Source organism: Shewanella mesophila (genome assembly GCF_019457515.1).
Taxonomy (GTDB): Bacteria; Pseudomonadota; Gammaproteobacteria; order Enterobacterales; family Shewanellaceae; genus Shewanella; species Shewanella mesophila.
Map to the genome: position 1 here is coordinate 4040536 of NZ_CP080421.1, position 26376 is coordinate 4066911.

Consider the following 26376-nt stretch of genomic DNA (forward strand, 5'->3'; position numbering starts at 1 on the left):
GATGAAAATGATGATCCTAGCCGGTAAAGCCATCACCTTGTTTGCATGGGGCGTCATGCTCTACAACTTATTTGCCCCCATTGACGGCAATATAGGCACACTATTAACCATACTACTAGCGATAACCTTGGTGATGCACTGTGTTCAGGTGCTGATATTTCACGCGCTATTTAAATCACTAATGGCCATAGAGAAGTTGCATTATTTAGCCGTACTACTCTTTGGTGTATTTAGCTTATTAGAGTATCGCCAACGCATATTGTTAGCGCAACGAATAGATAGCCGTTAAATATTAGTCTAATAAAAAAGCACCTCAAGGTGCTTTTTTATTAGGTAAAACCTGAACTATAGACCGGGAAGTCGCCCTTGATAACTAATGGGGTAGAAACCTTGGCTATCTTTTTTACCCAGAAAAGTCAGTGCTTGTTTTAGGTCATTGGGCTGTGCATCGGTTTCTTTTATCTTAGCCGTTACCTGCAACAAGTTATCAGCCTTAACTACTGCATTACCTGTTAAACCGAGTTGATTCATGGTTTCATCGGTTGCAATCTTAATGTTGCCATCGACACAGCTCAGCCCTACACCTACATCACCTAGCGGATATTGACCAAACTGATTGTTCACTTGCAAATGCTGGGCAAACAACTTGCCATTTAGCTGCTCACACCAAGGCTGACCTTGATCTAGCTGCTGCACAATAAGGCTAAAGTTACCTTCAACCTCGGCTCGAAAAGGAAGACGAGTATTGCCAATTAAGAAGCTACTTGGCGCATCGAATCTAAGCTCTTTGGCATTAATACCCGATGCGGATAGAGACACAAAACCTTTACCATTAACTGCGCTGGCTCTGTTACCAATAACCAAGTCGAGATTCGCCTTGCCTAGAAACAACCCCCAAGGACTAAGCTGCCACTGAATCAACTCCAATTGACGCTTCTGTACTGTGACCAAATCTGCATTACCAGACCAGATAGTGCCAGAGACACCGCTGATCGCAATATTGTTTGGTAAGGGAGCCAATTTAACCGCGACGCTTGCAGGAAATAGCGCGATAAGGAAAACCAAGTAAACGGCGACACCAATAATAATTTTTTTAACTAAACTCACAACTACACCTTTAAACGCATATTACTGCGACAACTGTATACGACGGACTTTAACAAGACCTGGTGTATCCGATTGAGCCAGATCGATATTATCCAACGATAGCCCCTTCTGCTGCACAAGATCACTCAAATAACCTAAAAGAGAATCGAAAGGCACCTCATCCATCCATACTTGAATTTTGTTGCCTTGTGGCTGCATCCGAGTGATCTCTAGACCGTAGCTTTTTGCACTCTGAGTCACCGCGGCACTCAAACTGCCAGAAAACCCTTTTTGACCACCTGACTGTTTAAGACCAGCAATTTTATTCGCCGTTTGTTTCACATAACTTAAGGTGCTCTTCTGTGCCGTTAAGGATCTCTGTGCATCGTTCTCGGCATCACTTATCGGTGTCCAGACTCCCCAATAGAAAATCCCCATCACAAGCACTACCGCACAAGCACCAACAAGTTGCTGCTCACGTAAAATTAACCCATTCCACCAAGTCTTAATATTCTCCACTTACTTGCTCCTCAGGGTTAAGGTGCTGGTCACTTCATCTTCGCCACTATTCATAGCACCTGAATCGACCACAAACTGTTTGGTGATTATCTCTTTAAACTGTTCTATTTGAGCGTAGCTCTTGGCGGTTATTTGCATGCGTAACTCATTGCGACCACTATCAAAACGCAAGCTTGTCGGCTTTAAATCAGGCACCTTAGTAAAAGCGGCAGCAAGTTCATCTAGCATAGTGAAGAAGGCGGTGCCGCCACCAGAACCTTGCAAACTGCGCAGCTTACTCTCCATTTGAGAGCGAACATTTACCACGCGAGAACTTCCCACAACCTGTTTAAATATCTGCTCGCTTTGTACCTGTAGTTGTGCACGCTCTGCATTCATCTCATAGATATTTAACCCTTTATTGACTAGGGCTAACACTAAGGCAACGGCGATCACTATGGCACTATTGCGCCACAACATTAGGTGCTTACCGTACTCGCGCTTAGGTGTGTAAACACCAGACAATAGGTTAAGTGGCGCGTTCAAAATACCTTTGGCTAACACTAACATAGGCAGATCTAATGGCTGCTGTTGTTGCTCCACGCCTTCAATATCCAGCTCACTGTAACTGGCCAGTGTAATAGGCCCATTTAGGTTTTGCTTCGATAATCTTGGTAAAGCGGCTTCAAACCAATTCGCGTCAAGGCACACGCCTGATCCACTGCCCGTACGGAGCAGATAATCTTGACCAAATTTCATCGCCGCCCACTGGCACTCTTGCAGAGGCAAGGCTAAACAGTCGGGGACAATTTGCCTTGCTTTGATGCCTGCATCGCTTAACCAAGATAACCAGTTTTGCATCTGTTCATGAGCAACAACGGCCACGCTCAACGACTCACCTTCTCGAGGACCTGTAACGAAATGCAGTGCGTCGACATTCTCAGCCAAATTCTCTTCGAGCATAAAAGGCAAGGCCTTCAACGCTTGACGCTGCCCCTTTTCAGGCAGCTGAACCGACGTTAAGGTGATCGCTGACGCAGGCACCAAGATATCGACCGGACGGTTACCCGCACGCTCTGCCAGAGTCGACAAAGCACTCGCATCAGCCAATTCGCCCGACGCGATGATCTCTTGCTCCTGCTCAGACCAAACAAGCCATGAGCAGTTTTGCTCTATGCTTTTTCCTAAACGGATAAATAATCGTTCACTCAATGTATTTCTCCACAAGCCTGATAAAGTCCCGCTTTATTGACTCGTTTATTCTACTTAACCTGCCGCTCACGAGCGACAAAGGTGGTTATTTCTGCCCGCCATATTGACGCGTCAATACTTCTAACTTGTTCTTACCTGCAACTCGCAGCACGCTCTCTAAACGAAAGGTTGCACTATCCACTTTAGCGCCAGCTTCTAATAAAAAATACTGACTCTTCAGGCTAAAACTCGACGCTAAGTTTTTTTCAGTTCGCAGCCCAGAAATTGAACCATTAGCCCAGAAATCCTCAATGGTGTCATAACCATCCCCAGGACGCTGATTAATAATGCTTTCCGCTTCACCAACACTAATTTTGTTATCAAACATGCCCGCTAACAATGCGGCGTGGTCGACCTCTATGGTGTTAACGTTCAATACCTGTCGATCATTACCCGGTATGGCACATACATAGGGAGCCAACTTAAGGTAGATATCTTGGCTAAATCCAAGCACAGCTCGCAGTTCACTGCGATGACTCATCAAGGTATTTGCCGCCCGATATGGCACGGTTCTCGACTCATAGTCGGCATCTTCAGCGCCAAATGGACTCGCAATCGTATCTTCATCGACATAATCTTTTAAGGTATGAGCCAGTCTTTCGGCGGAAAAATCATCCATACCCAAGGCCACTAATAATCCTTTAAATTGCAGCGCTGGCAGTGACATCTTAGGTTGACCGTTTTCAACCTCTTTGGTCTCCATCGACAAGGCATTGAGATTGAAACAGGCTTGCATATCGCTAATCCTGCCACCTATCTCACCAAGCTCTGCTGGAAACACCACATCGGCTTGCGCCCAATACTGTTGTCTGTGGATCTTGCCCTCATCAGCATCTTCTAAATCTTGCTTCAGCACTTTCTTGGCTAGCTCTTCTGCAGAGAGCGCATACCAATAGGCTTGATCATACTGCGCCAAATTGATGGTGCGGCGCACTGAAATCTGATTACGACTATTAATATTGGTAGCAATAATCGCGATCATCGCCACGATCAGCAAAACAACAATCAACGCGACACCGCGCTGTTTATGAGGAAGATTAGTCATTCTCATCTATCTTCCTACCATTATCATCTTCGTCGTTATTGCCGCCAGTATTATTACCGCCGTTGTCGTCACCGGAGTTATTGTCGCCTGAGTTATTCCCATCAGAATCCTTGCCGTTGTCTTCTTCGCTACTTTTTGTGGCGATTGCGCCTAGCGGCAACAGAAACTTACGTTGGATCTTACCTAAGCCTTCGACCTCAACTTCCATCGCGATCCCTTGGGGCAGTGTTGTCGCTTCAACTTTGCGCTGCCACTTATCATCGACGAAGAAGGAATACTCAACTGACAACACATTTCTAATCACTATGGTCTTTATCGGCTCCGCGCCAAACTCTGGCTCTGGATAAGGAAAATACCAGCGCTCCAAATTATTCTGTTGAACAACATAGGCTACCGACTGCACGCTACCGCGGGGCAATATCCCATCAGGGTTTAACCAGCCAATACGATAAAAAACAATGGCTTCAGATTCAGAATCAAATAGATCTGAACCCGTTTGCAGTACAGTACTGCCACGACCACCTTCGAGCATTCTTGGCGTCCGGGCCACCATCTGGCCAAAATCGCGCTCTAATGCGCCAAAGCCCTGCTGCAACGATTTGAGTTTGGTGGCAAACTCCTCTGTTGCGACATCGTTTTTCATTACCGTATGCAGCACAGAATTAGCTGCCAATCCAAGCATGGCAAAGATGGCAATGGCAACTAGCATTTCCAACAGGGTAAAACCCTTAGCAGACCTACTCATCTTTAAACACATAACTGCTGACTTGAGTAATAATGCGCTTGTATCGCTCATCATCACTGACACTAATACGTATCATACGAAAACTATCATCTGTGGTTTTTACGACTTCCTTACGCCAAAACCACTCTTTGTCGGCCAACTCGACGCGTCCCTCTTTCTTGCCTAATTCTGGGAACTTACCCTCTAATCTGGCATCGACCATCTGATTACTTGCGACCCACTGTGCCAGGGTACGCTCCTCTAAGATCGGCATGTTTGCCATTTGCTCACCAAGACTCTTGGTGATCGAAACCGCGGCTATTGCAAACACCGCCAAGGCAACAATAACCTCTAACAAGGTCATACCCCGCTGGTTAGGATTCACAATTAAGCCCCCAACCTAATCGCCCTTTGCCTTGAGCAAGATTAACGAGATAATTCATTGAATTCATCCTCTCGCCCCAGAGTCAGTCGACCTAACGCATCACCCACAACTAAGGCTTCAATCTCGTTACCCAGTTCATCTTTACTCACAAAGGTCAGCTCAAACGAACTCATCTCACCACTTGGGAACAGCATGACCTGAGGCTCAGGAAACTTTTTCTTATCTTCAGCCGATGGTTCTATAAGCGGCTCATCGAACCATGAATCTTGCTCTTCATCATCTTGTGACAGAGGCAATCCGTCGAGTACTAGATACATCTGCACCCCGTACTCCATCTCCCTCTCTGCGAGCAATCTATCTTGCTGCAGAGGTTTCCACTTACCTTCGTCATAAACCACGAACTTATAGCCGTCTTTTTCGATCACAATACCGATGAAGTAGCCGCTAAGCACAGTTTCATCGAGCACTAACTCGGTGGACGCCATAAATTGCCTTGCAACGCGCTCGAGTGCCTGTTGTTTGTCGGCACCACCAGTGGTAAAAGTGACAGCCGAAGCTGCCAATCCCATGATCAGTACGACTAACAACACTTCCATCAGGGTAAACCCGGTCTGGCGTGACACTCTCATCAACTAGGCTCTACTTACTGAAAATCTTGAAGGTTCCAGCTACCGATATCATCTTCGGTGCCAGCTTGGCCATCAGGGCCAGCACTGAAGATATCAATCTTACCTTGCTCACCAGGGCTTAGAAGCAAGTAATTGTTTCTCCAAGGATCTTGAGGTAGACGCTTCACATAGCCGTCCTCACGGTAGTTACGCGGCTCAGGAGAGATAGTCGGCTTTTGCACCAACGCTTCTAGTCCCTGCTCTGTCGTTGGGTAAATACTGTTGTCTAAGCGATACATGTCCATCGCGTTTTCTAAGGCCACAATATCAGATACCGCCTTCTGTACATCGGCCTTGTCTTTGTTGCCCATTAAGTTAGGTACAACCATAGAAGCAAGGATCCCTAAAATAACGATAACCACCATAACTTCTAATAGGGTAAAACCTTTTTGCTTGTTTCTTGCTTGCATTAATACATCCTCTATAAAAAGTGCCTAACCGTAAAAAGTTAGTACGCTACTGCAATGTTGATGCCTATTGCATCATCCACTAATCATGTTATTAAGTTCTAAAATTGGTTGTAGTATCGCCAATACGATAAACAAGACTACCGCTGCCATACTCACCACCAGCAAAGGCTCAAATACCCCAAGAGCGATATTAACATTTGACTCGAACTCGCGGTCTTGGTTGTCTGCGGCGCGCTCAAGCATCTGCTCTAGCTGGCCACTTTTTTCACCCGAGGTGATCATATAGAGCATCATAGGTGGAAAAAGTTTAGTGTTAGCTAATGCCGCACCTAAACTCGTGCCTTCTCGCACCCTCGCCGTTGCCTCTTCGACAGCGGCCCTTACCCGCACGTTCATTAACACTTCGCTGGCAATGCGCATCGCATCGAGCAAAGGTACTGAACTGGCGGTTAAGATGCTTAATGTACGCGCAAAACGGGCGGTGTTAAGCCCTTTGCTGACACGACCAATCACCGGCATCTTTAACAATGCGGTATCGAAACGCATCCGATTGGCGGCGTTTCGAAGTAACTGCTTAGCGCCGGCAATGATGACAACAATCGCCACCAACACCAGCAAACCATAATCTCGAATAAAGTCAGATGAAGCGATCAATAGCTGAGTCGTCCACGGCAATTCTTGCCCCATATGCTCAAATTGACCGACCACTTGTGGCACTACAGCAGCGAGCAATATCGCGATAACGCTAATCGCCACAACAGTAAGCACGATAGGATAGATCATCGCTTGGGTCATCTTGCTTTTAAGCTGCTGACGACGTTCGGTATAATCGGCGAGACGGTTAAGCACCACTTCTAAGTGACCCGACTTTTCACCCGACGCCACCATAGCGCGGTAAAGATCATCAAAAATATGGGGGAACTCAGCCATTGAATCGGCAAGGCTGTAACCTTCTACCACCCGTGAGCGCACCGCCATCACCATGCTGGCAAGACGATCCTTTTCACATTGCTGGCCAACCGCCTTTAGCGCCTCTTCTATCGGCAAACCTGCCGCGACTAAGGTAGCTATCTGACGAGTGATCAATGCCAATTCGGCAACCGAAATGCCACGCTTAAAACTAAAACCACCGCTCTTGGTTTTCGACTCTTTCTCGACAACCGCAGTGATTTCAAGAGGCATTAAGCGCTGTTCACGCAGCTGTCCACGGGCATGACGCGCCGTATCGGCTTCAACGACACCCTTTTGCTGTTTTCCTTTGGCATCAAGCGCCTTGTACTCATATGCTGGCATCGATTACTCCTCGCGAGTGACGCGCAGCACTTCTTCAAGGGTTGTCACCCCACCGAGCACCTTACTCATACCATCATGGCGAATGCTAGGAACCGATTTACGGATATGCTTTTCGATGGCTAACTCTCCGCGGCCGGTATGGATAAGCTCACGAATATTGTCATCTACCAGCAAGAGTTCGTGAATACCGGTACGACCACGATAGCCATTGTGGCCACAAGCGGCACATCCATTGGCGCGGAATATGGTACGAGGATCGTCAGCAGAGATACCAAGTAGTTCGCGCTCACGCTGATCGGGCACATGCTCAGTCTTACACTTAGGACACAAGGTACGGATCAGTCGTTGAGCTAACACACCCAATAGACTCGATGAAACTAAGAAAGGTTCTACACCCATATCTTGCAAACGGGTGATCGCGCCCGATGCGGTATTGGTATGCAGTGTTGAGATCACCATGTGGCCCGTGAGCGAGGCTTGAACTGCGATTTGAGCCGTTTCTAAATCACGGATCTCACCGATCATCACCACATCGGGATCTTGACGTAATATGGCTCGTAGACCTCGAGCAAAGGTCATATCCACCTTAGTATTAACTTGAGTCTGACCAATACCGGCCAATTCATATTCAATAGGATCTTCGACGGTTAAGATATTGGTATCGATTGAGTTAATTTCGGTAAGGCCCGCATACAAGGTGGTACTCTTACCCGAACCTGTTGGACCGGTCACCAAAATGATACCGTGAGGCTTACGCAGCAATTCATCAAATTGATGACGAATCGCATCTGTCATACCAAGCTGTTTTAAGTCGAGATTGCCAGCGTTCTTGTCCAGTAGACGCATAACGACACGTTCACCATGACTTGATGGCATGGTCGATACACGCACGTCGACCGCACGACCCGCAATACGCAGCGAGATACGACCATCTTGCGGGACACGCTTCTCTGCAATATCTAAACGCGCCATGACCTTAATACGCGACACCAATAACGACGATAGTTTGCGATTTGGCTTGAGCACCTCTTTGAGCACACCATCGACGCGGAAACGCACCACCAATTGCTTCTCATAGGTCTCGATATGAATATCGGAAGCTTCCTCTTTAATCGCTTCAGATAACAAAGCATTGATCAACTTAATGATCGGGGCATCATCATCACCTTCGAGCAGATCTTCAGTTTGTGGCAACTCTTCTGCAAGGGTAAAGAGGTCCATCTCATTACCTATATCTTCCATCAGCTGCTGCGCTTCAGAAGAGTTAGCCTGATAAACCTGAGTCAACTTAGCCTCAAATACATTGGCTTCAAGCACCGCTAGTGCCAACTCCTGGCCGGTATAACGCCTAACCTCAAGCATCGCCTCAAGCGGCGTTGTCTGAGTATGATAAAGGATCAGCTTTTCATCTTCGCCTTTATCTAAAACCAGTTGAAAGCGATGCGCAAACGCAAATGGCAGACGCTCGCGGCTGTTTGAGTGAAAAACTTCATCCGATTCGGCCTCTGAGACCAGCCCAAGTTCACTCGATACCTGGGCAAGTTCATCACTTTGAGCGGCTTGCAGATCACTCATCGGTAGCATCTTGCTGTTTGTTTTCATTAATTTGTTTAAGAGCGGGATCGGTTTCACGCATTTGCGTCTCTAACCCTTTACGGTCTTTATAACGTTGCAGCACGTCATTCACCTCTGGTGGCAGATACTCTTCCTGATTCCACTCTTCAAGCACTGGCACATCGGTATTTGGCATCAGGTTAACGCCACGCTCTTGCTGCTCAAGCTGTAATGCACGGAAGTAGTTGTACTTACGACCTGCAATGCCTTCCATGGTGATGCCGTCACGGATAATGGTTGGCTTAATAAATACCATCAGGTTTTTCTTCTTCTTACCACTGGAAGAAGATTTAAAGAGGTGACCGATAATAGGAATATCACCAAGGAAAGGCACCTTCTGTACGCTCTCTTGTACTTCTTCGTTAATTAAGCCACCTAGCACCACAATTTGACCCGAATCGGCCATCACAGTCGTGGTTAAACGACGAGTTGCAAAAGTCACATCGACACCTGTCTTACCATTGATGCCAGAGACTTCCTGCTCAATGGTCAATTTGACTGTACTTCCTTCGTTAATTTGCGGCACGACCTTAAGCTTTACACCCACCTCTTTACGTTCAACCGTTTGGAATGGATTACTGTTACCGTTACTTGAGTTCTGGCTGCCAGTTAGAATCGGCACTTCATCACCGACAATGAATGACGCTTCTTGGTTATCTAGAGTAGTAATAGAAGGTGTTGCCAGTACGTTTGATTTTGTGTCACTCGATACCGCTTGAATAAGCGCACCAAAGTCCCCCATAGCCACGCCCCACGCCATACCGTTCACTTTACCCAAAGCTTGAGCTAGTAGCGTTATATCGCCTCGCTTATCTGGGTTAGTTGTAGTAACAGGATTACCATTCCCATCAATAGTCGTGACAGTATCACCGTCTTCACCTTGAGCCTGCCAGATACCTGCACCAATCTCACCTATGGTTGGGCCTAAATTATTAAACTGAGTACCGCCACCCGACTTGGTTGCCCACTGAATGCCAAAACCAACATCATCACCTTCGGCCACTTCGACAATAATAGCCTCAACAAGCACCTGAGCGCGGCGAATATCCAGCTGACTAATCACACTTTCGATGGTGCGCATCTGATCGGGTTCTGCACTAATGACCAGCGCATTAGTGTCGGCATGGGCCATGATATTGATATCATTACGGCGCTTACTGCGGCCGCCCTGCGCTTGAGCGCCACCATCTTGATCGCTAGCGAGCTTCTCGGCAAACCCTGTCAGCACTTCGACTAATTCTTCAGCTTTAGCGTAACGAAGATAGCGTACTTTAGTGTTTCCTGTGGTAGCCTGTTCGGCGTCGAGCTTCTTAATCAAGCTAACTACACGTTGGCGACTCTTTTCATCGCCACTCACAAGCACGGCATTAGTTCGTTCATCGGCGACCACTTTAGGCGCCTGCCCAGGAAGTTGCGACTGATTTGCCGTTGAGCGATAAAGGGTGTCGATAATTCGCACCATTTCGCCAGCCGAGGCAAATTCAAGTGGCACCACTTGCACTTCGGTATCCCCCTGCTTGTCGACGCGACGCACAATCTCAACCAGCTTGTTAACCACGGCAGCGCGGCCCGAGATCATCAAGACATTAGATGGATCATAGTTAACGACGTTACCGCCACCGGCATTATCATTTAACTGACGAAGTAGTGGCGCTAACTGCTTAGCCTCTGTGTTATAGAGGGCCACAATACGGGTTACCATCTCATCGCCCAAACCAGGCTTATTATCATCGGCGACTCGAATTGCCGAAGTTTTGGCGTCCTTGTCTTTAATGACTTTAATGATGTTATTGTCCATCTCCACTACTGCATAACCATATACCTGCAGTACGTTGAGGAAAAACTGATAATATTGCTCATCACTAAGAAGGTCGTAGCTACGCACGTTAATCTTACCGCGCACAGTTGGGTCGACGATGATGGTTCGATTCAAATTTTTACCAACAATATTGATAAACTCTTGAATGTCTGTGCCCTTGAAATTGGCCGCATATTGTTCTGACCATGCAAGCGAAGGCGCTAATAATGAGGCCCCCATAACAACGCTCGCGATAAGATTGCGGCGAATTTTCTTATTGTTCATTTAATGACTTCCCCTAAACCCTTTTTTATTGCGGCAAACTAAACATGATCTCGACCAGCTGACCCTCTCTTTCTACCATCAAAGAGATCTCGGTCAATTCCGGCAACTGCGCCATCACTTCCAATGCTTGGCTCATTTCAGTCAGATCATAGCCGTTGATTGATTTTGCTAAATCGTTGGCTTTAAAGCCAGCTTGTTGAAATAATTCTCTGTCTTTTCCAGGATTCAAACGATACCCCTGCAGCTCACCGTTACTGTTAACCGGTGAAATAGCGAGATAATCGGTGATCTTACTGGGATCGGCGAGTATCTCGTCACGAGAGCTCTCTAACTCTTCGGCAACGGCTTGGTTGCCTCTCTGGTCAACTTGACGAACGTCACGGGAGCGCTTGGCCTCTTGCAGCTGCCTATTCGCCTCACTTTCCGTATTATATTTGAGACCATCTAGCATCAAGGTTTCATAGCGACCGCTGTTAGAGATAATAATCCTATCTGCATACACCTCTTTAAGCGATGCAGAGGTACCCTTTATCTTGTCGCCTAAGCTATAAGTATTTTGGCTGCCACTGGATTCGATAACCGCTAAACCATGTTGTTCCGACGTTGAAGCAACAACGCCAGTTAACTGAATCGATAGTGAGGTCTTTGGTGCGTCGGTGATCTTCTCTTCGACTGGGGCAACTTTAGGTTGGTTACCATTGGGATCCGCTTTGCCAAAAAGTGACAAATTCTTCAAGGTGGTCAGATTTACGACTGAAGAGGAGTTACCATTACTAGTAGGAACAGGTTGCCATGCCCTAGGAGTCTCAGAGACAGGAACCAACTTCCATGTGATCTGAGCTAACAAATAGATGGCGACAACGAGTCCCACTCCAAAAGTAGCGCTACTCAAAGGCTTATGTGGTATGCCTTTGGCGATAGAAATTGCTTTATCTAATATATCCATATTATGTGGACCCTCTATACAGGTCTCTATTCTGATTATGATAATTTAGGAACTTGTGACTCATGCTAACCTACACTGCTATCGGCAACAAGCCCATAACAGCTGCTAAATTGGCCTACGAAGACTAATTATGCTAACTTTACGCGCCTGAAAAGGGTGTGAAGTGGGTCGCTATATCATCTTATCGCTCCGATCAGCATCGGACTTATTGTCCAGCTTGTGAACTCGCCCATCTTTATACACCTATGGAGATACGATAACCATGGCATCTGATCAACAGATTTCAGTTAGGCTCGACAAATGGTTATGGGCTGCACGGTTTTATAAGACACGTGCCATAGCCAAAGAGATGATTAACGGCGGCAAAGTACACTACAATGGCCAGCGCGCTAAATCGAGCAAAGTTGCGGAAGTTGATGCCGTGATTAGAGTAAGACAGGGATATGACGAAAAAGAGGTCGTCATAAAAAAATTATCCGAACAACGCCAAAAAGCGGTGATCGCACAAGCCTTATATGAAGAAACGCCCGAAAGCATAGCAAAAAGAGAAACCTATGCCGAAGCGAGACGCCTAAATGTACTCAATAATCCGGCACCAGATACTAAGCCAGATAAAAAGCAGCGTCGCCAACTAATACGCTTTAAAGAAAGCTAACTGTGAGATTGAAATGAGCAAAGATATATTAAATCGCTACCTATTTGATAACGCTGATGTACGCGGTCAAATCGTGCAACTTGAACAAAGTTACCAAGAAATCCTGTCAGCACATACTTATCCAGTAGCGATCCAAAAGCTACTGGGTGAGCTAATGGCGGCCACCTCATTGCTCACCGCAACGTTAAAATTCGACGGTGATATTAGTGTTCAAGTACAAGGTAGTGGCCCTGTTTCCTTAGCCGTTATTAATGGCAACAACCTTCAACAACTGCGTGGCGTTGCTCGCTGGGATGGCGATATTGATAACGATGCCGATATCGCAAAGCTGATGGGGCAAGGCCATATGGTCATTACCCTAACACCAACAAACGGTGAACGTTACCAAGGTGTCGTCGCCCTAGACAAGCCGACCTTAGCCGAATGCTTGGAGCAATATTTTGCCCAATCAGAACAGTTACCGACCACGATTCGTTTATTTGCCAACGGCAAACAAGCCGCAGGCATGCTGCTTCAGGTTCTACCAGGGGAGAGCGAGCACAATGAAGAGTTCGAACATCTTGAGCAGCTAACCAGCACCATTAAAGCAGAAGAGCTATTTGAGTTAGATGCCACGGACGTATTACATCGTCTGTATCACCAAGAAGAGGTTCGTCTATTCGACCCTATCGAGGTGAGCTTCTCATGTACCTGTTCTCGTGAACGCAGTGGTCAGGCGCTTCGCACTGTATCGAAAGAAGAGCTCGCTTCCATTTTAGCCGAGCAAGGAAAAATAGAGATGGGCTGTGAGTACTGCAACAGTAGCTATAGTTTCGACTCTATCGATGTTGAAGCTCTGTTTAACAATGCCCAAACACCTGATACAAAACAGTAAACAACAAGCCCCAGATCAAAAACCAAAAGAGGGCGCTCGTGAGCGCCCTCTTTTTTTCAGCAATTTCACGATCTTCCTCACACATTCAATAGCGCTTAAGTTACAATCACGATTCTGCGCCTATCACGCAGAAAAAATAATAACAAGCTGGCACAGACCGGCGCCCAAAACCTACTAAAAATGATGGAGACCTTACAGATGGCTGATGGATCGAAGCAAACTCATAAAAACCCCTCAACGGCACAACTTATTGAGTTTGCACTTGCTCGTGGCGAAGGAGAGCTAACAGCGAATGGTGCACTAGTGGCAAAAACAGGAGAACGCACAGGACGTTCACCTAACGACCGTTTTATCGTTAAAGAAGCCAGCTCTGAAAATGAGATCGATTGGGGCTCTGTTAATAAATCTTTCGAGATGGAAGCCTTTAATGCCCTATGGGATCGCGTAGAAACTTATCTACTAGACAAAGAAACCTTTGTATCTGACCTTGAAGTGGGTGCCGACCCTGAGCATTACCAACCTATTCAAGTGACCACCGAAACAGCTTGGCATCAGCTGTTTGCTCGTAATCTATTTATCGTCCCAGAGCACTTTAATGCCGCCAACAAACCAGTATGGCAGATCATGAATGCACCAGGATTTATATGTGATCCTGAGCGTGATGGCACCAATGCAGACGCAACCGTTATCATCAACTTCGCCGATCGCAAAGTGCTACTTGCTGGACTCAAGTATGCAGGCGAAATGAAGAAGTCGATGTTCTCAGTGCAAAACTTCCTATTACCAGCTAAAGGCGTACTGCCTATGCATTGCTCGGCTAACGTCGGCACAGAAGGTGACACCACGCTATTCTTCGGCCTGTCGGGTACAGGCAAGACAACCCTTTCAGCCGATCCTAAGCGCTTTCTCATCGGTGATGATGAGCACGGTTGGGCACCGGGCGGCGTATTTAACATCGAAGGTGGTTGCTACGCCAAGTGTATCGACCTAAGTCAAAAAAATGAGCCTGTCATTTGGGATGCTATCCGTTTCGGCACTGTGCTAGAAAACGTCACTATGGATGAGCACCGCGTACCTGATTACAGCAATACCGAATTAACAGAAAATAGCCGTGCAGCCTATCCGCTTGAGCATATCGCTCAGCGTAAAGAGGAAAATCGTGGCGCAGAGCCTAATGCCGTCGTGTTCTTAACTTGTGACGTTTCAGGCGTACTACCGCCAGTTTCTAAGCTAAGCAAAGAGCAGGCTGCTTATCACTTCCTCTCAGGCTACACGGCTAAAGTGGGCTCAACAGAGATGGGCTCAACCTCAGCGATTCAGTCGACCTTTTCGACCTGTTTCGGGGCGCCTTTCTTCCCTCGCCCTGCCGGAGTATATGCGGAGCTGTTGATTAAGCGCATTGAGTCATTTGGCAGCCAAGTTTACCTAGTAAATACTGGCTGGACTGGTGGCCCTCATGGCGTTGGCAAGCGTTTCGATATTCCAACCACTCGCGCCATCGTCGATGCCATTGTCAGTGGTGAACTGAAAGATGTGGAAACTGTACATATCGATAAACTTAACCTAGACGTCCCCGTTGCGATCTCTGGTGTAGATAGCCAACTATTAAACCCTGTGAACACTTGGGCTGACAAGGCTGAATACGATAAGTACGCCCAGCAGCTAGCAGAAGAGTTTGCCGCTAACTTCGTTAAATACGATGTTTCTGATGCAATTAAACAGGCTGGTCCTAAAGCATAATCGAGTCGCAACAGCACTCAAATGGCTCCGTTAAGGAGCCATTTTTTATCTGCAACTTAAGACTTACACCCAACCTACCCGAACGGGTAATGGTAATTTAATCATAGCTATAGATAATAGACCCTCAGTCGTATTGGGTTAGCCTGCTAATCCTTTTACCTTTAATATTTGTAAGGACACAAATATGCGTCTAAAGCTTCTAACATCAATTTTACTCACTACTAGCTTGCTCTCGGCCTGCGGCGGATCCAACTCTGATGACGGTACAGATCTCCCGCCTGACGGAGGCACGCCACCCGATGGCGGCACACCACCAAGTAGCTTTAATCATCAAATCACGGGCAATGTTGTTCATACAGGTGCGGTAGCTGGTGCCGATGTCTGTGTCGATTTAGATCAAAATGGACAATGTGATGAATCCGAGCCCAGTTCAACGACCAACAATGATGGGCTTTATCAAATTGATTGGGAAAGCGACCAAGAGCAACCCACTTATGATCTAATTGCCACATGGATTCAAACATCCCAAAGTTTAAGCAAGCCCTCGCCCCTAAAAGCAGCCATTAAGCCAGAGCTAACACAACAGGGCGTGGACGCTAATAGCCCTGTAATCTCTGATAGTGGTGAAGCTAAGTTAATGGCACTACAGGAGCACAACGGGGCCATTAATAGCTTAACCAACATTGAGTTTCAACGTACTACACGCATGCGACAAGCCGGTGAAACACCTCTTGATATCGCCGCCGAACGACTTATTCTTGCCGCCCTTTTACATACCATTTATGACAGAGGCGAAGCCAACACCTATCAACTCTCTGCAACCCAGTCTGTCGATGTTGATTTTCAAGATACCTATAAATTACATCAATATATTGACGCACTTATCGGCAATCAGCTTACCGATTATTTAGCGGTCGATGATGTAATGTCGATGAGCAAAGAACGGCTCAAACAATTAATTAAAGACAGCGGCATGGAAACCCAAACATATCTAGACAGCGATCCCATGGACATACGCTTCCTAGTTAACAACACCTTATTAGCCCAAGGCTATATTGAAGCCCCCATAGATCAAAAAATCATGTCAGCAGATGACTGGCAGGTGGTCACTACCAATTTCCTAGAAGACGAGCAGCAACCCAGTAAGTTCAACTTGGCCCCAGCAAAAGTCAATAACTCTTTTACACTAGACTACGGGGATCCTGCGCTGTCTTTCACTGGATCAATAAACGATGGCAAGGTATGGGGACAAGTTATTGATACGGATGACGGTACAGCTCAAATCGAAGAGTGCTGGAATACCGATATGGGCAAATGGATCAACCCAGATAGAGACGATCAAGGCTATCAACCTCATGCAACGAAGTTTGTTAATAACAACCTACAAACGGTTTATCGCGGCACTAACGTACCTGTAACCGTTGAGTTCACGAAATACCAAAGTAATGGTAGCGACTGGCAGGCCATCCTCAGCACCACACCTGCGGCGTTAAAACTAAGCACGCTGAGCTGGCCCACCGTTATTTATCGCTACACCATTGAACAGGCCGAAGATGTCATGTGTCGAGTTCAAGATGATTTTAATGTTTGGCCAATGCCAGCGCATCAAGATCCCCTACGACTGACCACCACAGATATGGCGAGACTCTTTTGGCCAAGTTTCTATCCACACGACATTGAAATTGATGAAAATACTAAACGGGTAAGTATTGATATCACGGGTGAAAAGGAAACCTATGAATGGTCATTACTGACTAGCGCTAGCGGCCAGTCGATGATCCAGATAAAACAAGTGGATCTTCCGGCTAAATTCGCCGAATTTGTGTTGCCAGATCATTATCTGATTGTTGGCGCTGATATTATCGAAATCACCCTCAACGAGGCGATGCGATACGGTGCCGAAAATGACTACTTGAATCTTGCCTATGATGGCGAAGAAGATGGCTTTAACCAGCGCTTCTATCAACATCTATCATCTCTGGTAGCGACCACCCAACCCTAATCCCCATCAGTATAATAAAATGACAACAGCGTTGAGGAGGCTTCGGCCTCCTCAAGCAATTTGCACTAAGTACCAATTGCAGTATCCGCATTAATAGTCCGCCTTATCGTCATATTTTTAAAAGATCACCATATTTTCCACGAAAAAAATGAGCTTTCTTCAATTAAATCCTGCTTTAATCTTCAGAGCCCTATTTTATCATCAAGGTTTGTCACGATTCACAGACCTAACCTTGTAGTAATGCTAGCCTCCTGCCCTTAATTAAATCGCTATAATCGATCAATCAAAGATACGATAACGAAGAGGCCATTGTGGCAAACAAAACCCATAAACTTATGCGTAATATCGGGGTGCAGGTGGTCATTGCGATGATCATTGGTGCCATTGTCGGCTTCATCATGGGGGAAGATGCCAGCATTTTCGCTCCGCTGGGCACCATTTTCATTCATTTAATCAAGATGCTAGTGATCCCTCTCGTGCTAGTCTCTATTATCTCAGGAGCCGCGAGCCTAGGTGATAGTCCCTCAGCAGGAAAAATTGGTATTGGCACCTTTGGATTTTTCATTGTCACCTCAGGTATCGCGGTCGGCTTGGCGCTGCTGCTAGGCAATCTGTTCCAACCAGGCCAAGGCGTCGATTTTACCGCTCACAGTAGCAGTAATTTAATGACGGTCACCGAGGAACATGGTGCACTACCAGGAGTCATGGACACCTTTATCGGCATGATCCCAACAAATGTGTTCGAGTCATTAACGGGCGGCAACATCTTACAGATCCTCGTTTTTAGTATCTTTTTTGGGATCGCGCTAACCAAAGTCAAAGGTGATGGTGCCAAGCCGATTCTGGCCGTCCTAAATACCATAGTCGATGCGTTTGTATGGATGATTAACTGTGTGATGATCATCGCCCCAATCGGTGTATTCGGCCTGATGGCAGATTCTGTCGGCACCTTCGGTTTCGATGCGCTTGAGGTGGTATTCAAACTGTTTGCTGTATTTGTCGTTGCAATTTTACTGTTTGGTTTCCTATTTTTTCCGCTCCTTGTACAACTCTTTTCTCGCGTCAGTGCGAGAGAATTTATCAGTGCGATGAAGAAGCCTCAGGTCATGGCGCTATCCACCGCATCATCCATGGCAACCTTACCCGTCAACATGGAAACCTGCGAAGAGGAACTCAAGGTATCTAAGGCAACCGCTTCTTTCGTGCTACCACTCGGTGCCACGATTAATATGAGTGGCAATGCAATCTACTACGGCCTAGTGGCGATGTTTTTTGCTCAGATGTATGGTATCGATCTTTCACTCACCGCCTACGCTGCCATTATCTTTACCGCGACCTTAGGCGCCATAGGCCAAGCTGGTGTACCCGGCCCCTCCTTTCTCGTTGTCGCCGTACTGATGGCCGCCGGAATCCCTATCGATGGCCTGCCGTTGTTATTTGCCTTAGACAGAGTGTTCGACATGATCCGTACTTCATTGAATATCACTGGCGATGCCGCCTGTGCACTGATCATGGATAAATATACCCAAGAAAAATAATGCCCTTAAGCGCTTGATGGACTGCAGTTAACGCGAGTTCATCAAGCTTTTTAACGATTTAATCTCCAATTTCTACGCCCCCATCTAAGCTCCCCATCTAAAAGATTTGCACTTTATCCTTTGTAAAAAGTAAAGCGAACCAATCATTATGTAAAATACACTTGACATCAAGGCGGCAGGATACTAGTTTGAATGTCAAGCTTGCTTTACTTCAAAGCAACACCTTGAGAGGGATTTTATGATGAAACATATATTCAACGCGATTTGCGCTAAGGGACTACCGGCAAGAGACCTTAAAAATGCAAACAAGGTAAACCTATTGGCACTGCTATGGGTGGCTAGCTTGGCGCTAAGTAGCTATCTGTTAAAACAAGAACCACTATCTGCAAGCTGGCTGGTTGCCACTCTGTTTGTGGTGCATAGTACGATAGGTATCTTGATGATATTGGCATACAAACGCTTTTTGACTCAGCTAGATGAGATGGAGCGCAAGATACAGCTTGATGCGCTGGCACTCGCCGTCGGTGTCACGATTGTCGGATTCTCAAGCTATTCTGTGTTGGATCTTGCCGATATGGTGCCCGATCTGAAAGCCTCTTATGTCATCGTCAGCATCGCAGTCACCTATATGGTTGGTATTATCTCAGGCCGAGTACGTTACGGATGAACAATCAATTAAAACTACTTCGCGCCCAGCGTAACTGGACTCAAGCCGACTTGGCAGGCTTACTCGACGTATCTCGGCAAACCATTAACGCGATTGAAAAAGATAAATATGATCCAAGCTTGCCCCTCGCTTTTAAGATAGCGCGCCTATTTGAACTGCCAATAGAAGCTATCTTCGATGACGGTAAAGAGATAGCCTAGCTGTCCCAATAGCCATGAGGCAAACTATAGAACAAGGCGTTGGGTCAGTTGTCGAGTAATCCTGGCGCCTCGGCTCTTGCTAAGCACCACACCTGGACATGAATATATCGAGCTTCAAACAGTGCCGCTATGGTATTAGCTGTCGTTCCTGTAGTGACTACATCATCAACGATTGCGACACGTTGGTAATTAACATCATCATTTAACTCAAAGGCATTCGCTAAGTTGCGTCGCCGCTGCTTCCCAGTTAACCCAGCCTGAGACTTGGTATCGACTCGCCGCAACACCGCATCATCAACCAAAGGAATATCGAGCTGACGACTCAGACTATCGGCAATTAGCCATGCTTGATTAAATCCTCGCTGACGCAGGCGATTAGGATGCAGCGGAACGACAATCAATGCCTGAGGCCGCTGAATAATAGCCAGTGCTTCCAGCTCGATGACCCGTTGCACTAGCGCTCTGGTTAGACTCTCTAGCCCTGCTAATTGAGCCTGATACTTGATCGCAGCAACATGTTCACCAAGCCCTTGGTGATAACTGGCTGACGCGATCACCATCAGGGGAGACACGGCCATGCAGCGACCACAGTACGCCATCTGCATTAGCATGGGTCGGCCACAGCCGAGACAGGTTGGAGTTTGATAGAGGCTGGCAGATAAGCAGTGCTGACAGATCCCCCGACTGTCATCGGTTATGTCCTGTTGGCACATCAAACAGCGATTAGGTAAACTAGCACCCAACAAGCGTCGCAGCAGAGAGACTGTGCGCTGCAAGGTTAGCGTATAAGTTAACATCCATTTAGGTAGAGGCATTTTGGTGAGCCAGCAATCCATGCATATTAAAACTATAGGACAGGGTCATCCCATCGTCATGCTTCATGGCTGGGGAGTAAATAGCGCTGTATTTGAACCTCTACATCAAATGCTGTCGCAGTATTGCGTCCATTATGTTGATTTACCTGGATTTGGTGACAGTCCTGCACTCGATGGTGATATTGATACCTGGGTTGACCACATTATCGAGCAGACTCCAGAAAACGCTATTTGGGCCGGATGGTCACTAGGCGGACTCGTTGCTACACGCGCCGTAATTCGCTATCCAAGGCATATTAAGGCATTGCTCACCATAGCCTCATCTCCCTGCTTTATGGCTAGAGAAGCTGAGGGTTGGCCAGGTATTTCGCCACAAGTACTCCATCAATTTGGTGAACAGCTAGATCAAGATTTAAGTAAGATGATAGAGCGCTTCTTAGCGATCCAAGCGATGGGGAGTGAAACGGCCAAGCAAGACATCAAGCAGTTAAGAGATCTCGTGATGGCCAAGCCGCTACCACAAGCCTCTGCACTTAAGCAGGGACTCACTATGTTAAAGGAGGTAGACCTGCGTGCACAACTTGGAACGCTAGATCTGCCTTGGCTAAGGGTATGGGGCCGACTCGATGGTTTAGTGTCACGCCGAGTACAACCCTTAATGCCACCAGCCAATAATCAGATACAAGATTTGATCTTAACCAAGGCGTCTCACGCGCCGTTCTTCTCCCATAAACAGGCATTTTCTGACGGCGTTTTGAGTTGGCTCAACAAGATTAGCTAGGAATCACTTTAATTTAACGCAGTTTTTGTTTATTATTTAAACACTATTGTAGGAGTGAACTCAATGTTAGTGGTTACCAACTATCCCCAAGTGCCTATAGCGACGACGAATCCCGCTACGGATACTGCGCGGGTGGAAAGCCAACAACGCCCACCTATCATTCCGCCCCCACAACTATCGAAGGGAAACGAAGAGCGCCCCTTTAATCCACAAAATGAGCGTGCAGCTGATCAAGCCAATATCCAAGCCAAGCTGCATGAAAAAGTTCAGGCTAAGCAGCAGGGGCACGGTCAGCAACAGCAGGAAGAAAGACAACAGCAGGAACAGGCAAAGCGCACCGCACCAGCCATCATAGGGCCTCAACTCATCAAACCCGCGCTGCAACGCCGCGATATTCGCAGCCCTCAAACCGAACCGCGTCAAACACCTGTGGTAAACGCAAAGGCGCCATTAAAACCCCAATCAACGAGCTTTTACCAAACGGTATCGGCACATATTTCGAGCTTCTATCAAACCCAAACCCTCCCCAAGGGAGAGCCCGGGTTATCAACCTTTATTTAAGGCGCCTTACTCTCTAACGGTGGCGTTTTATATAGCTGATTTTGATAGGCCATACTGCCCCACAATGCCCAAGATAATGCCGCCTGTTTCATCTCATCACTCTGATCTTGATGCACCAGCGTTTTCGCGCCAAAATCATATTTAAATCCTGAAGGATCTCGGTCTGGTTGCAGAATCACCACATCGTCACCACGCAAGTAAGCGAGGTTTTTGTCGTACTGCATCAAAGCTCTTCCTGGCCAGTCTGCGGCAACTTGGGTGAGATCTCGTCCCAGCATGGGGTAGCTATCTGAAATACCCATTAACGATAAGACTGTTGGCGCTAAATCTATTTGACTCACCACTCGCTTATCTTGTTTAGGCTCAATGCCATCACCTAAAATAATGCCAGGTATTCTAAATCGCGATATAGGCACAAGGTCTGCGCCACCAACACGGCTATCATGATCGGCAACCACCACGAAAATCGTATCTTTCCAGTAGTCGGATTGTTTAGCTAACTTAAAAAACTCACCCACCGCATAATCGGCATATTTAGCGGCATTATTACGCGTCTGCTTAGGTTGCTCATAAAGCTCTATACGATCATCAGGGAACTCGAATGGATCATGATTGCTCGAGCTAAAGACTAAACTAAAGAAAGGCTTACCCTGTTTATGGAACGCCTCAAACTCTTGGTTAGCACGGCGCATCAGATCTTCATCCGATACCCCCCAAGAACCGACGAACGCAGGATCTTTATAACTGTTTTCGTCGACAATATTGTTAAAACCATTCCCCAAGAAAAAGCTCTTCATATTATCGAAGTGACTCTCACCACCATACACAAACTGGGTTTCGTAGCCGTGTCGCTTCAGCAAATCGGCAATGGTAAAGAAGTCGGTTTGACTCTTACCTAACTTAACCACAGCGCGGGCTGGTGTTGGTGTAAACCCTGTGGTTACTGCCTCGATGCCACGTACCGAACGCGTTCCTGTGGCATATAAGTTCTCAAACGTCCAACCTTGCTGAGCAAGCTCATCAATTTTAGGAGTTAAGGGCATGCCACCTAAATGGCCCACATAGCCGGCGCCAAGACTCTCTTGCAAAATAATCACTAAGTTCTTTGGATTACCTTGATAAGAAGCTTGGTTAAAGGTCACGCTTGGCAGCTCATCGGAAGTAAATGCGCTCAATGGTCGGCCGCTTTCCTTGCGGACAGTATCGATAATGACCTGTTTATCGAGTTGACCATACACTTTTGATGCGTTCTCCTCATTGCCCATTTGATCTATGGCAAAAAAGAGCGAATAGGAAGAGTTAATCACTAGAGCATTAACTAGCGGATCATCAGCAAAAGCCACCATTGCAGGATTCAGCGGACGATGCCCAAGACTAGAGCGAGCGCCAAGGAAAGTAATAACGATAACTAACAATGCAATCACTGGGCGCCATAACCAACGCGGATAACGGACATCGCGCAGCAGGTAGCCACTAAACTTCCAGCCGCCCCATAAGGTTGCACCGCTAACCAGCAAACCTAGTAGCAATTCGCCTTTACGGCCAGCCCACAACATTGAAAGCACTTCTTTTGGATAGATCAAATATTCGATATAGAGTCGATTTGGACGAATGCCATACTCTTGAATAAACGACGGGGTAGAGATCTCAAGAAACACCATCAACCAGAGTCCAAGCGTCAGCCATACTCTAAGCACCTGCTTCCAGCCACGGCCAACCAAATGATCACCACCAAAAATTGCCGTACCTAATGCGGCAACACCCCATAACCAACATAGGGTAGCAAAATCAACACGAAGCCCTTGAATCAGTAGATGTGACCAACCATCGACGGCCGCGACTCTATCGGCTTGCCAGAGACCTAAGCCAATGCGACTCAACGTCGCCACAACGATTGCTATCAATCCAAAATACAAAATAGAACGAAACGGTCCCATTTTTGAAGCCGGTGTAATCATAATTTTCCTAAGCCAATCAGAAGTTAATATGTGCCCTCAAGGCAACAACTAAATAGGTACGACATAAAGTCGCTATTTTGACATAAAAGCGCTAGATAAGTTCGAAAAATCTCCTTCCACCACAAAACGAGAGGAAGTTGCACCATACAAAAATGCCGAGGCATTGGGCCTCGGCAACTTTTACTTCAACAAATGGTACTATTTCTTTAATTTAGCGAAAGCATCGGCAAAAGCATTTCCCATCGCCGCATTGGCGGGGGCTTTCGCTTGCTTGTTATGGTTCTTATGCGCAGGCTTACCTTGACTGGCTTTATTTGCCTTAGGTGCAGCCTGACGCGGCGCAGCTGCCTTTTCCGAGGCTTTTTCATCGAGGCGCATGCTCAAACTAATTCGTTTGCGTTCAACATCCACTTCCATCACTTTGACTTTCACCACATCGCCGGCCTTAACTACGGCATGGGGATCGCTAACAAACTTATCGGTTAATGATGAAATATGCACTAAGCCATCTTGATGAACACCCACATCGACAAACGCACCAAAATTGGTCACGTTAGTCACCACGCCCTCTAAGATCATATCAGGCTTAAGATCTTTGACCTCTTCTACGCCCTCTTTAAAGACGGCCGTCTTAAACTCTCCACGAGGGTCACGGCCTGGCTTTTCAAGTTCACTTAAGATATCGGTGATCGTGGGTAGACCGAACTCATCGGTGATAAAAGCCTTCGCATCGACCTGTTTTAACAAGTCGCTATTACCTATCAAGGCATCGACCGCCTGTTGCTGGGCGCGTGCAATCGTCTCAACTAGAGCATAAGCCTCAGGGTGAACTGAGCTGGCATCTAATGGGTTATCACCATTGCTAATACGCAAGAAGCCAGCCGCCTGTTCAAATGCCTTTGGTCCAAGACGCGCGACCTTTAACAGCTGCTGACGACTACTAAACTGACCATTCTCATCGCGATAATCTACGATGTTGCGGGCTAAGGTTTTGTTTAAACCAGCGACTTGGGCCAACAAAGGCGCAGACGCCATGTTTAAATCGACACCGACACCATTTACACAATCTTCCACCACGGCTTCTAGTGACTGAGACAGCTGACTCTGACTGACATCGTGTTGATACTGGCCAACACCAATAGATTTGGGTTCGATTTTAACTAGCTCTGCCAAGGGATCTTGCAGACGACGCGCTATAGACACCGCGCCGCGAATAGAGACATCCAGATCCGGGAACTCTTCGGCCGCAAGCTCCGAGGCAGAATAAACCGATGCGCCCGCTTCACTGACCATGATCTTAGTTAAATGAGGCACTTCAGCCTTCATGGTGGCAATCAACTCGGCGGCTAATTTATCGGTTTCACGGGAAGCGGTGCCGTTACCAATGGCAATAAGCTCGACCTTGTGCATTTTGACCAAGTTAGACAGGGTGCGGATCGATTTATCCCACAGATTTTGCGGTGCATGGGGAAAAATCGTCGAGTGAGCCACTAACTTGCCAGTATTGTTAACAATCGCTACCTTCACGCCAGTTCGCAACCCAGGATCGAGCCCTAATGTGCATTTAGCTCCGGCTGGAGCCGCCATCATTAAATCACCTAAGTTACGCGCAAACACATTAATCGCTTCGGTTTCTGCACGTTCACGAAGCTTAGCGATAAACTCAGTTTCCATCTGCAACGCAATTTTAATACGCCACGTCGAAGTAACGACCTGTTTAAGCCATTGATCAACTTCGCTGTCAGTCAACTTAAGGTTGAAGTGTTCACTAATGATCACCTCGCAATAGCTAGCTTGCTTAGCCTCAGTGTCGGGATCGGCATTCATATTGAGGCTTAACACACCTTCGTTGCGGCCGCGGAGCATAGCCAGGGCGCGATGCGATGGGATCTGCATCATCTTCTCGCTGTGCTCAAAGTAATCTCTAAACTTAGCGCCCTCTTTCTCTTTGCCTTTCACCATGCGGCTTTCAAGCACGGCGTTCTGACTTAGGTGACGGCGTACTTTTTGTAGTAACTCGGCATCTTCGGCGTAACGCTCCATCAAAATAAAACGCGCGCCATCGAGCACGGCTTTGGTATCGCCAAAACCAGCCTCACGATTAATAAATTCACTGGCTGCGACTTCGATATTGCCTTGACGATTTTGTAGCAGTTGATCGACCAAAGGTTCGATTCCCGCTTCAATCGCGATCTGGCCTTTAGTGCGGCGCTTAGGCTTATAAGGTAGATAAAGGTCTTCGAGGCGAATCTTGCTGTCCGCCTCGTTAATCGCCGCTTTCAATTCAGGAGTCAGCTTACCTTGAGTATCTATGCTAGAAAGAATCACCTTACGTCGATCATTGAGATCACGTAAATATCCTAAACGGCTAAATAAGGTCCGCAGCTGGGTATCATCTAAACCACCTGTGACTTCCTTACGATAGCGCGCGACGAAAGGAACCGTGGCGCCGTCATCCAATAACGTGATTGTTGCCGTCACTTGCTGCTCGCGGACCTTGAGTTCCTGAGCGATGATTTGTGCAATATTTTGCATAGATTACGTCGTGCCTAAATTGATAGATTTCATTGTCGCCAAAGATA

At 46.9% G+C, this 26376-nt stretch carries 25 protein-coding genes; 10 read left to right on the forward strand and 15 right to left on the reverse strand.

Annotated features, from left to right (window positions below; genetic code table 11):
- The first annotated feature begins 1 nt into the window (after position 1).
- Entirely contained in the window at positions 2-289 is a 288-nt protein-coding gene (locus tag K0I73_RS17785; protein WP_220062354.1) for a DUF1145 domain-containing protein, read from the forward strand.
- Between the two features lie 56 nt (positions 290-345).
- Here the strand turns inward: K0I73_RS17785 and K0I73_RS17790 are convergent, their stop codons facing one another.
- The 12 genes from K0I73_RS17790 to gspC all read right to left on the reverse strand — a co-directional run bounded on the left by K0I73_RS17790 (position 346) and on the right by gspC (position 12003).
- The gene (locus K0I73_RS17790) at positions 346-1107 is read right to left on the reverse strand and encodes a type II secretion system protein N (RefSeq protein WP_220062355.1); all 762 of its coding nucleotides are present in this window, start codon (positions 1105-1107) and stop codon (positions 346-348) included.
- Between the two features lie 21 nt (positions 1108-1128).
- Positions 1129-1605 (reverse strand): type II secretion system protein M, encoded by a 477-nt coding sequence (locus tag K0I73_RS17795; RefSeq protein ID WP_220062356.1) that lies wholly within the window; start codon positions 1603-1605, stop codon positions 1129-1131.
- Positions 1606-2796, reverse strand: coding sequence for a type II secretion system protein GspL (gene gspL / locus K0I73_RS17800; RefSeq protein ID WP_220062357.1), 1191 nt, complete (start codon positions 2794-2796; stop codon positions 1606-1608).
- An 85-nt stretch (positions 2797-2881) separates the two neighbouring features.
- Positions 2882-3880 carry a type II secretion system minor pseudopilin GspK gene (gspK, locus tag K0I73_RS17805; RefSeq protein WP_220064446.1) on the reverse strand — a complete coding sequence of 333 codons (999 nt, stop codon included), beginning with the start codon at positions 3878-3880 and terminating at the stop codon, positions 2882-2884.
- Positions 3873-4637 carry a type II secretion system minor pseudopilin GspJ gene (gene gspJ, locus K0I73_RS17810; protein ID WP_220064447.1) on the reverse strand — a complete coding sequence of 255 codons (765 nt, stop codon included), beginning with the start codon at positions 4635-4637 and terminating at the stop codon, positions 3873-3875. The genes gspK and gspJ overlap by 8 nt, the downstream gene beginning before the upstream one ends.
- On the reverse strand, positions 4618-4989 hold the full coding sequence (gene gspI / locus K0I73_RS17815) for a type II secretion system minor pseudopilin GspI (RefSeq protein ID WP_350355275.1): 372 nt from the start codon (positions 4987-4989) through the stop codon (positions 4618-4620). Before gspI ends, gspJ begins: the two co-directional genes overlap by 20 nt.
- Before the next feature lie 41 nt (positions 4990-5030).
- On the reverse strand, positions 5031-5618 hold the full coding sequence (gspH, locus tag K0I73_RS17820; protein ID WP_220062358.1) for a type II secretion system minor pseudopilin GspH: 588 nt from the start codon (positions 5616-5618) through the stop codon (positions 5031-5033).
- Positions 5619-5632: 14 nt separating this feature from the next.
- Complete coding sequence (gspG, locus tag K0I73_RS17825) at positions 5633-6067, reverse strand: type II secretion system major pseudopilin GspG (protein WP_220062359.1); 435 nt, start codon at positions 6065-6067, stop codon at positions 5633-5635.
- 72 nt (positions 6068-6139) lie between these two features.
- On the reverse strand, positions 6140-7360 hold the full coding sequence (gene gspF / locus K0I73_RS17830) for a type II secretion system inner membrane protein GspF (RefSeq protein WP_220062360.1): 1221 nt from the start codon (positions 7358-7360) through the stop codon (positions 6140-6142).
- 3 nt (positions 7361-7363) lie between these two features.
- Positions 7364-8935, reverse strand: a complete 1572-nt coding sequence (gspE, locus tag K0I73_RS17835) for a type II secretion system ATPase GspE (RefSeq protein WP_258405232.1) — start codon at positions 8933-8935, stop codon at positions 7364-7366.
- Complete coding sequence (gene gspD / locus K0I73_RS17840) at positions 8928-11057, reverse strand: type II secretion system secretin GspD (RefSeq protein ID WP_220062361.1); 2130 nt, start codon at positions 11055-11057, stop codon at positions 8928-8930. Before gspD ends, gspE begins: the two co-directional genes overlap by 8 nt.
- A gap of 25 nt (positions 11058-11082) precedes the next feature.
- Positions 11083-12003: a type II secretion system protein GspC gene (gene gspC, locus K0I73_RS17845; RefSeq protein ID WP_220062362.1), complete on the reverse strand. Its 921-nt coding sequence runs from the start codon at positions 12001-12003 to the stop codon at positions 11083-11085.
- A 262-nt stretch (positions 12004-12265) separates the two neighbouring features.
- Between gspC and hslR the strand changes: the two genes are divergently transcribed.
- The 7 genes from hslR (at position 12266) to K0I73_RS17880 (ending at position 19679) form a co-directional block, all read left to right on the forward strand.
- Complete coding sequence (gene hslR, locus K0I73_RS17850; RefSeq protein WP_220062363.1) at positions 12266-12658, forward strand: ribosome-associated heat shock protein Hsp15; 393 nt, start codon at positions 12266-12268, stop codon at positions 12656-12658.
- Between the two features lie 13 nt (positions 12659-12671).
- Positions 12672-13532: an Hsp33 family molecular chaperone HslO gene (gene hslO / locus K0I73_RS17855; protein ID WP_220062364.1), complete on the forward strand. Its 861-nt coding sequence runs from the start codon at positions 12672-12674 to the stop codon at positions 13530-13532.
- 198 nt (positions 13533-13730) lie between these two features.
- Entirely contained in the window at positions 13731-15272 is a 1542-nt protein-coding gene (locus tag K0I73_RS17860) for a phosphoenolpyruvate carboxykinase (protein ID WP_220062365.1), read from the forward strand.
- Positions 15273-15456: 184 nt separating this feature from the next.
- Positions 15457-17274 (forward strand): hypothetical protein, encoded by a 1818-nt coding sequence (locus tag K0I73_RS17865; RefSeq protein ID WP_220062366.1) that lies wholly within the window; start codon positions 15457-15459, stop codon positions 17272-17274.
- 335 nt (positions 17275-17609) lie between these two features.
- Entirely contained in the window at positions 17610-18812 is a 1203-nt protein-coding gene (locus K0I73_RS17870) for a dicarboxylate/amino acid:cation symporter (protein WP_220064449.1), read from the forward strand.
- A gap of 238 nt (positions 18813-19050) precedes the next feature.
- Entirely contained in the window at positions 19051-19479 is a 429-nt protein-coding gene (locus tag K0I73_RS17875; RefSeq protein ID WP_258405233.1) for a hypothetical protein, read from the forward strand.
- On the forward strand, positions 19476-19679 hold the full coding sequence (locus K0I73_RS17880; RefSeq protein ID WP_220062367.1) for a helix-turn-helix transcriptional regulator: 204 nt from the start codon (positions 19476-19478) through the stop codon (positions 19677-19679). Before K0I73_RS17875 ends, K0I73_RS17880 begins: the two co-directional genes overlap by 4 nt.
- A gap of 44 nt (positions 19680-19723) precedes the next feature.
- Here the strand turns inward: K0I73_RS17880 and K0I73_RS17885 are convergent, their stop codons facing one another.
- Positions 19724-20476 (reverse strand): ComF family protein, encoded by a 753-nt coding sequence (locus K0I73_RS17885; protein WP_434086728.1) that lies wholly within the window; start codon positions 20474-20476, stop codon positions 19724-19726.
- Between the two features lie 37 nt (positions 20477-20513).
- Here K0I73_RS17885 and bioH point away from each other — a divergent pair, with 37 nt between their 5' ends.
- Together bioH and K0I73_RS17895 are read left to right on the forward strand one after the other, a co-directional pair.
- Positions 20514-21275, forward strand: coding sequence for a pimeloyl-ACP methyl ester esterase BioH (gene bioH / locus K0I73_RS17890; RefSeq protein WP_220064451.1), 762 nt, complete (start codon positions 20514-20516; stop codon positions 21273-21275).
- Positions 21276-21338: 63 nt separating this feature from the next.
- Positions 21339-21836, forward strand: a complete 498-nt coding sequence (locus K0I73_RS17895; protein WP_220062369.1) for a hypothetical protein — start codon at positions 21339-21341, stop codon at positions 21834-21836.
- On the opposite strand, the gene K0I73_RS17900 is transcribed toward K0I73_RS17895, so the two are convergent.
- Together K0I73_RS17900 and K0I73_RS17905 are read right to left on the reverse strand one after the other, a co-directional pair.
- On the reverse strand, positions 21833-23794 hold the full coding sequence (locus K0I73_RS17900; RefSeq protein WP_220062370.1) for an LTA synthase family protein: 1962 nt from the start codon (positions 23792-23794) through the stop codon (positions 21833-21835). The two genes, K0I73_RS17895 and K0I73_RS17900, sit on opposite strands and share 4 nt — an antisense overlap.
- 198 nt (positions 23795-23992) lie before the next feature.
- Entirely contained in the window at positions 23993-26329 is a 2337-nt protein-coding gene (locus tag K0I73_RS17905) for a Tex family protein (RefSeq protein WP_220062371.1), read from the reverse strand.
- Positions 26330-26376: the final 47 nt, after the last annotated feature.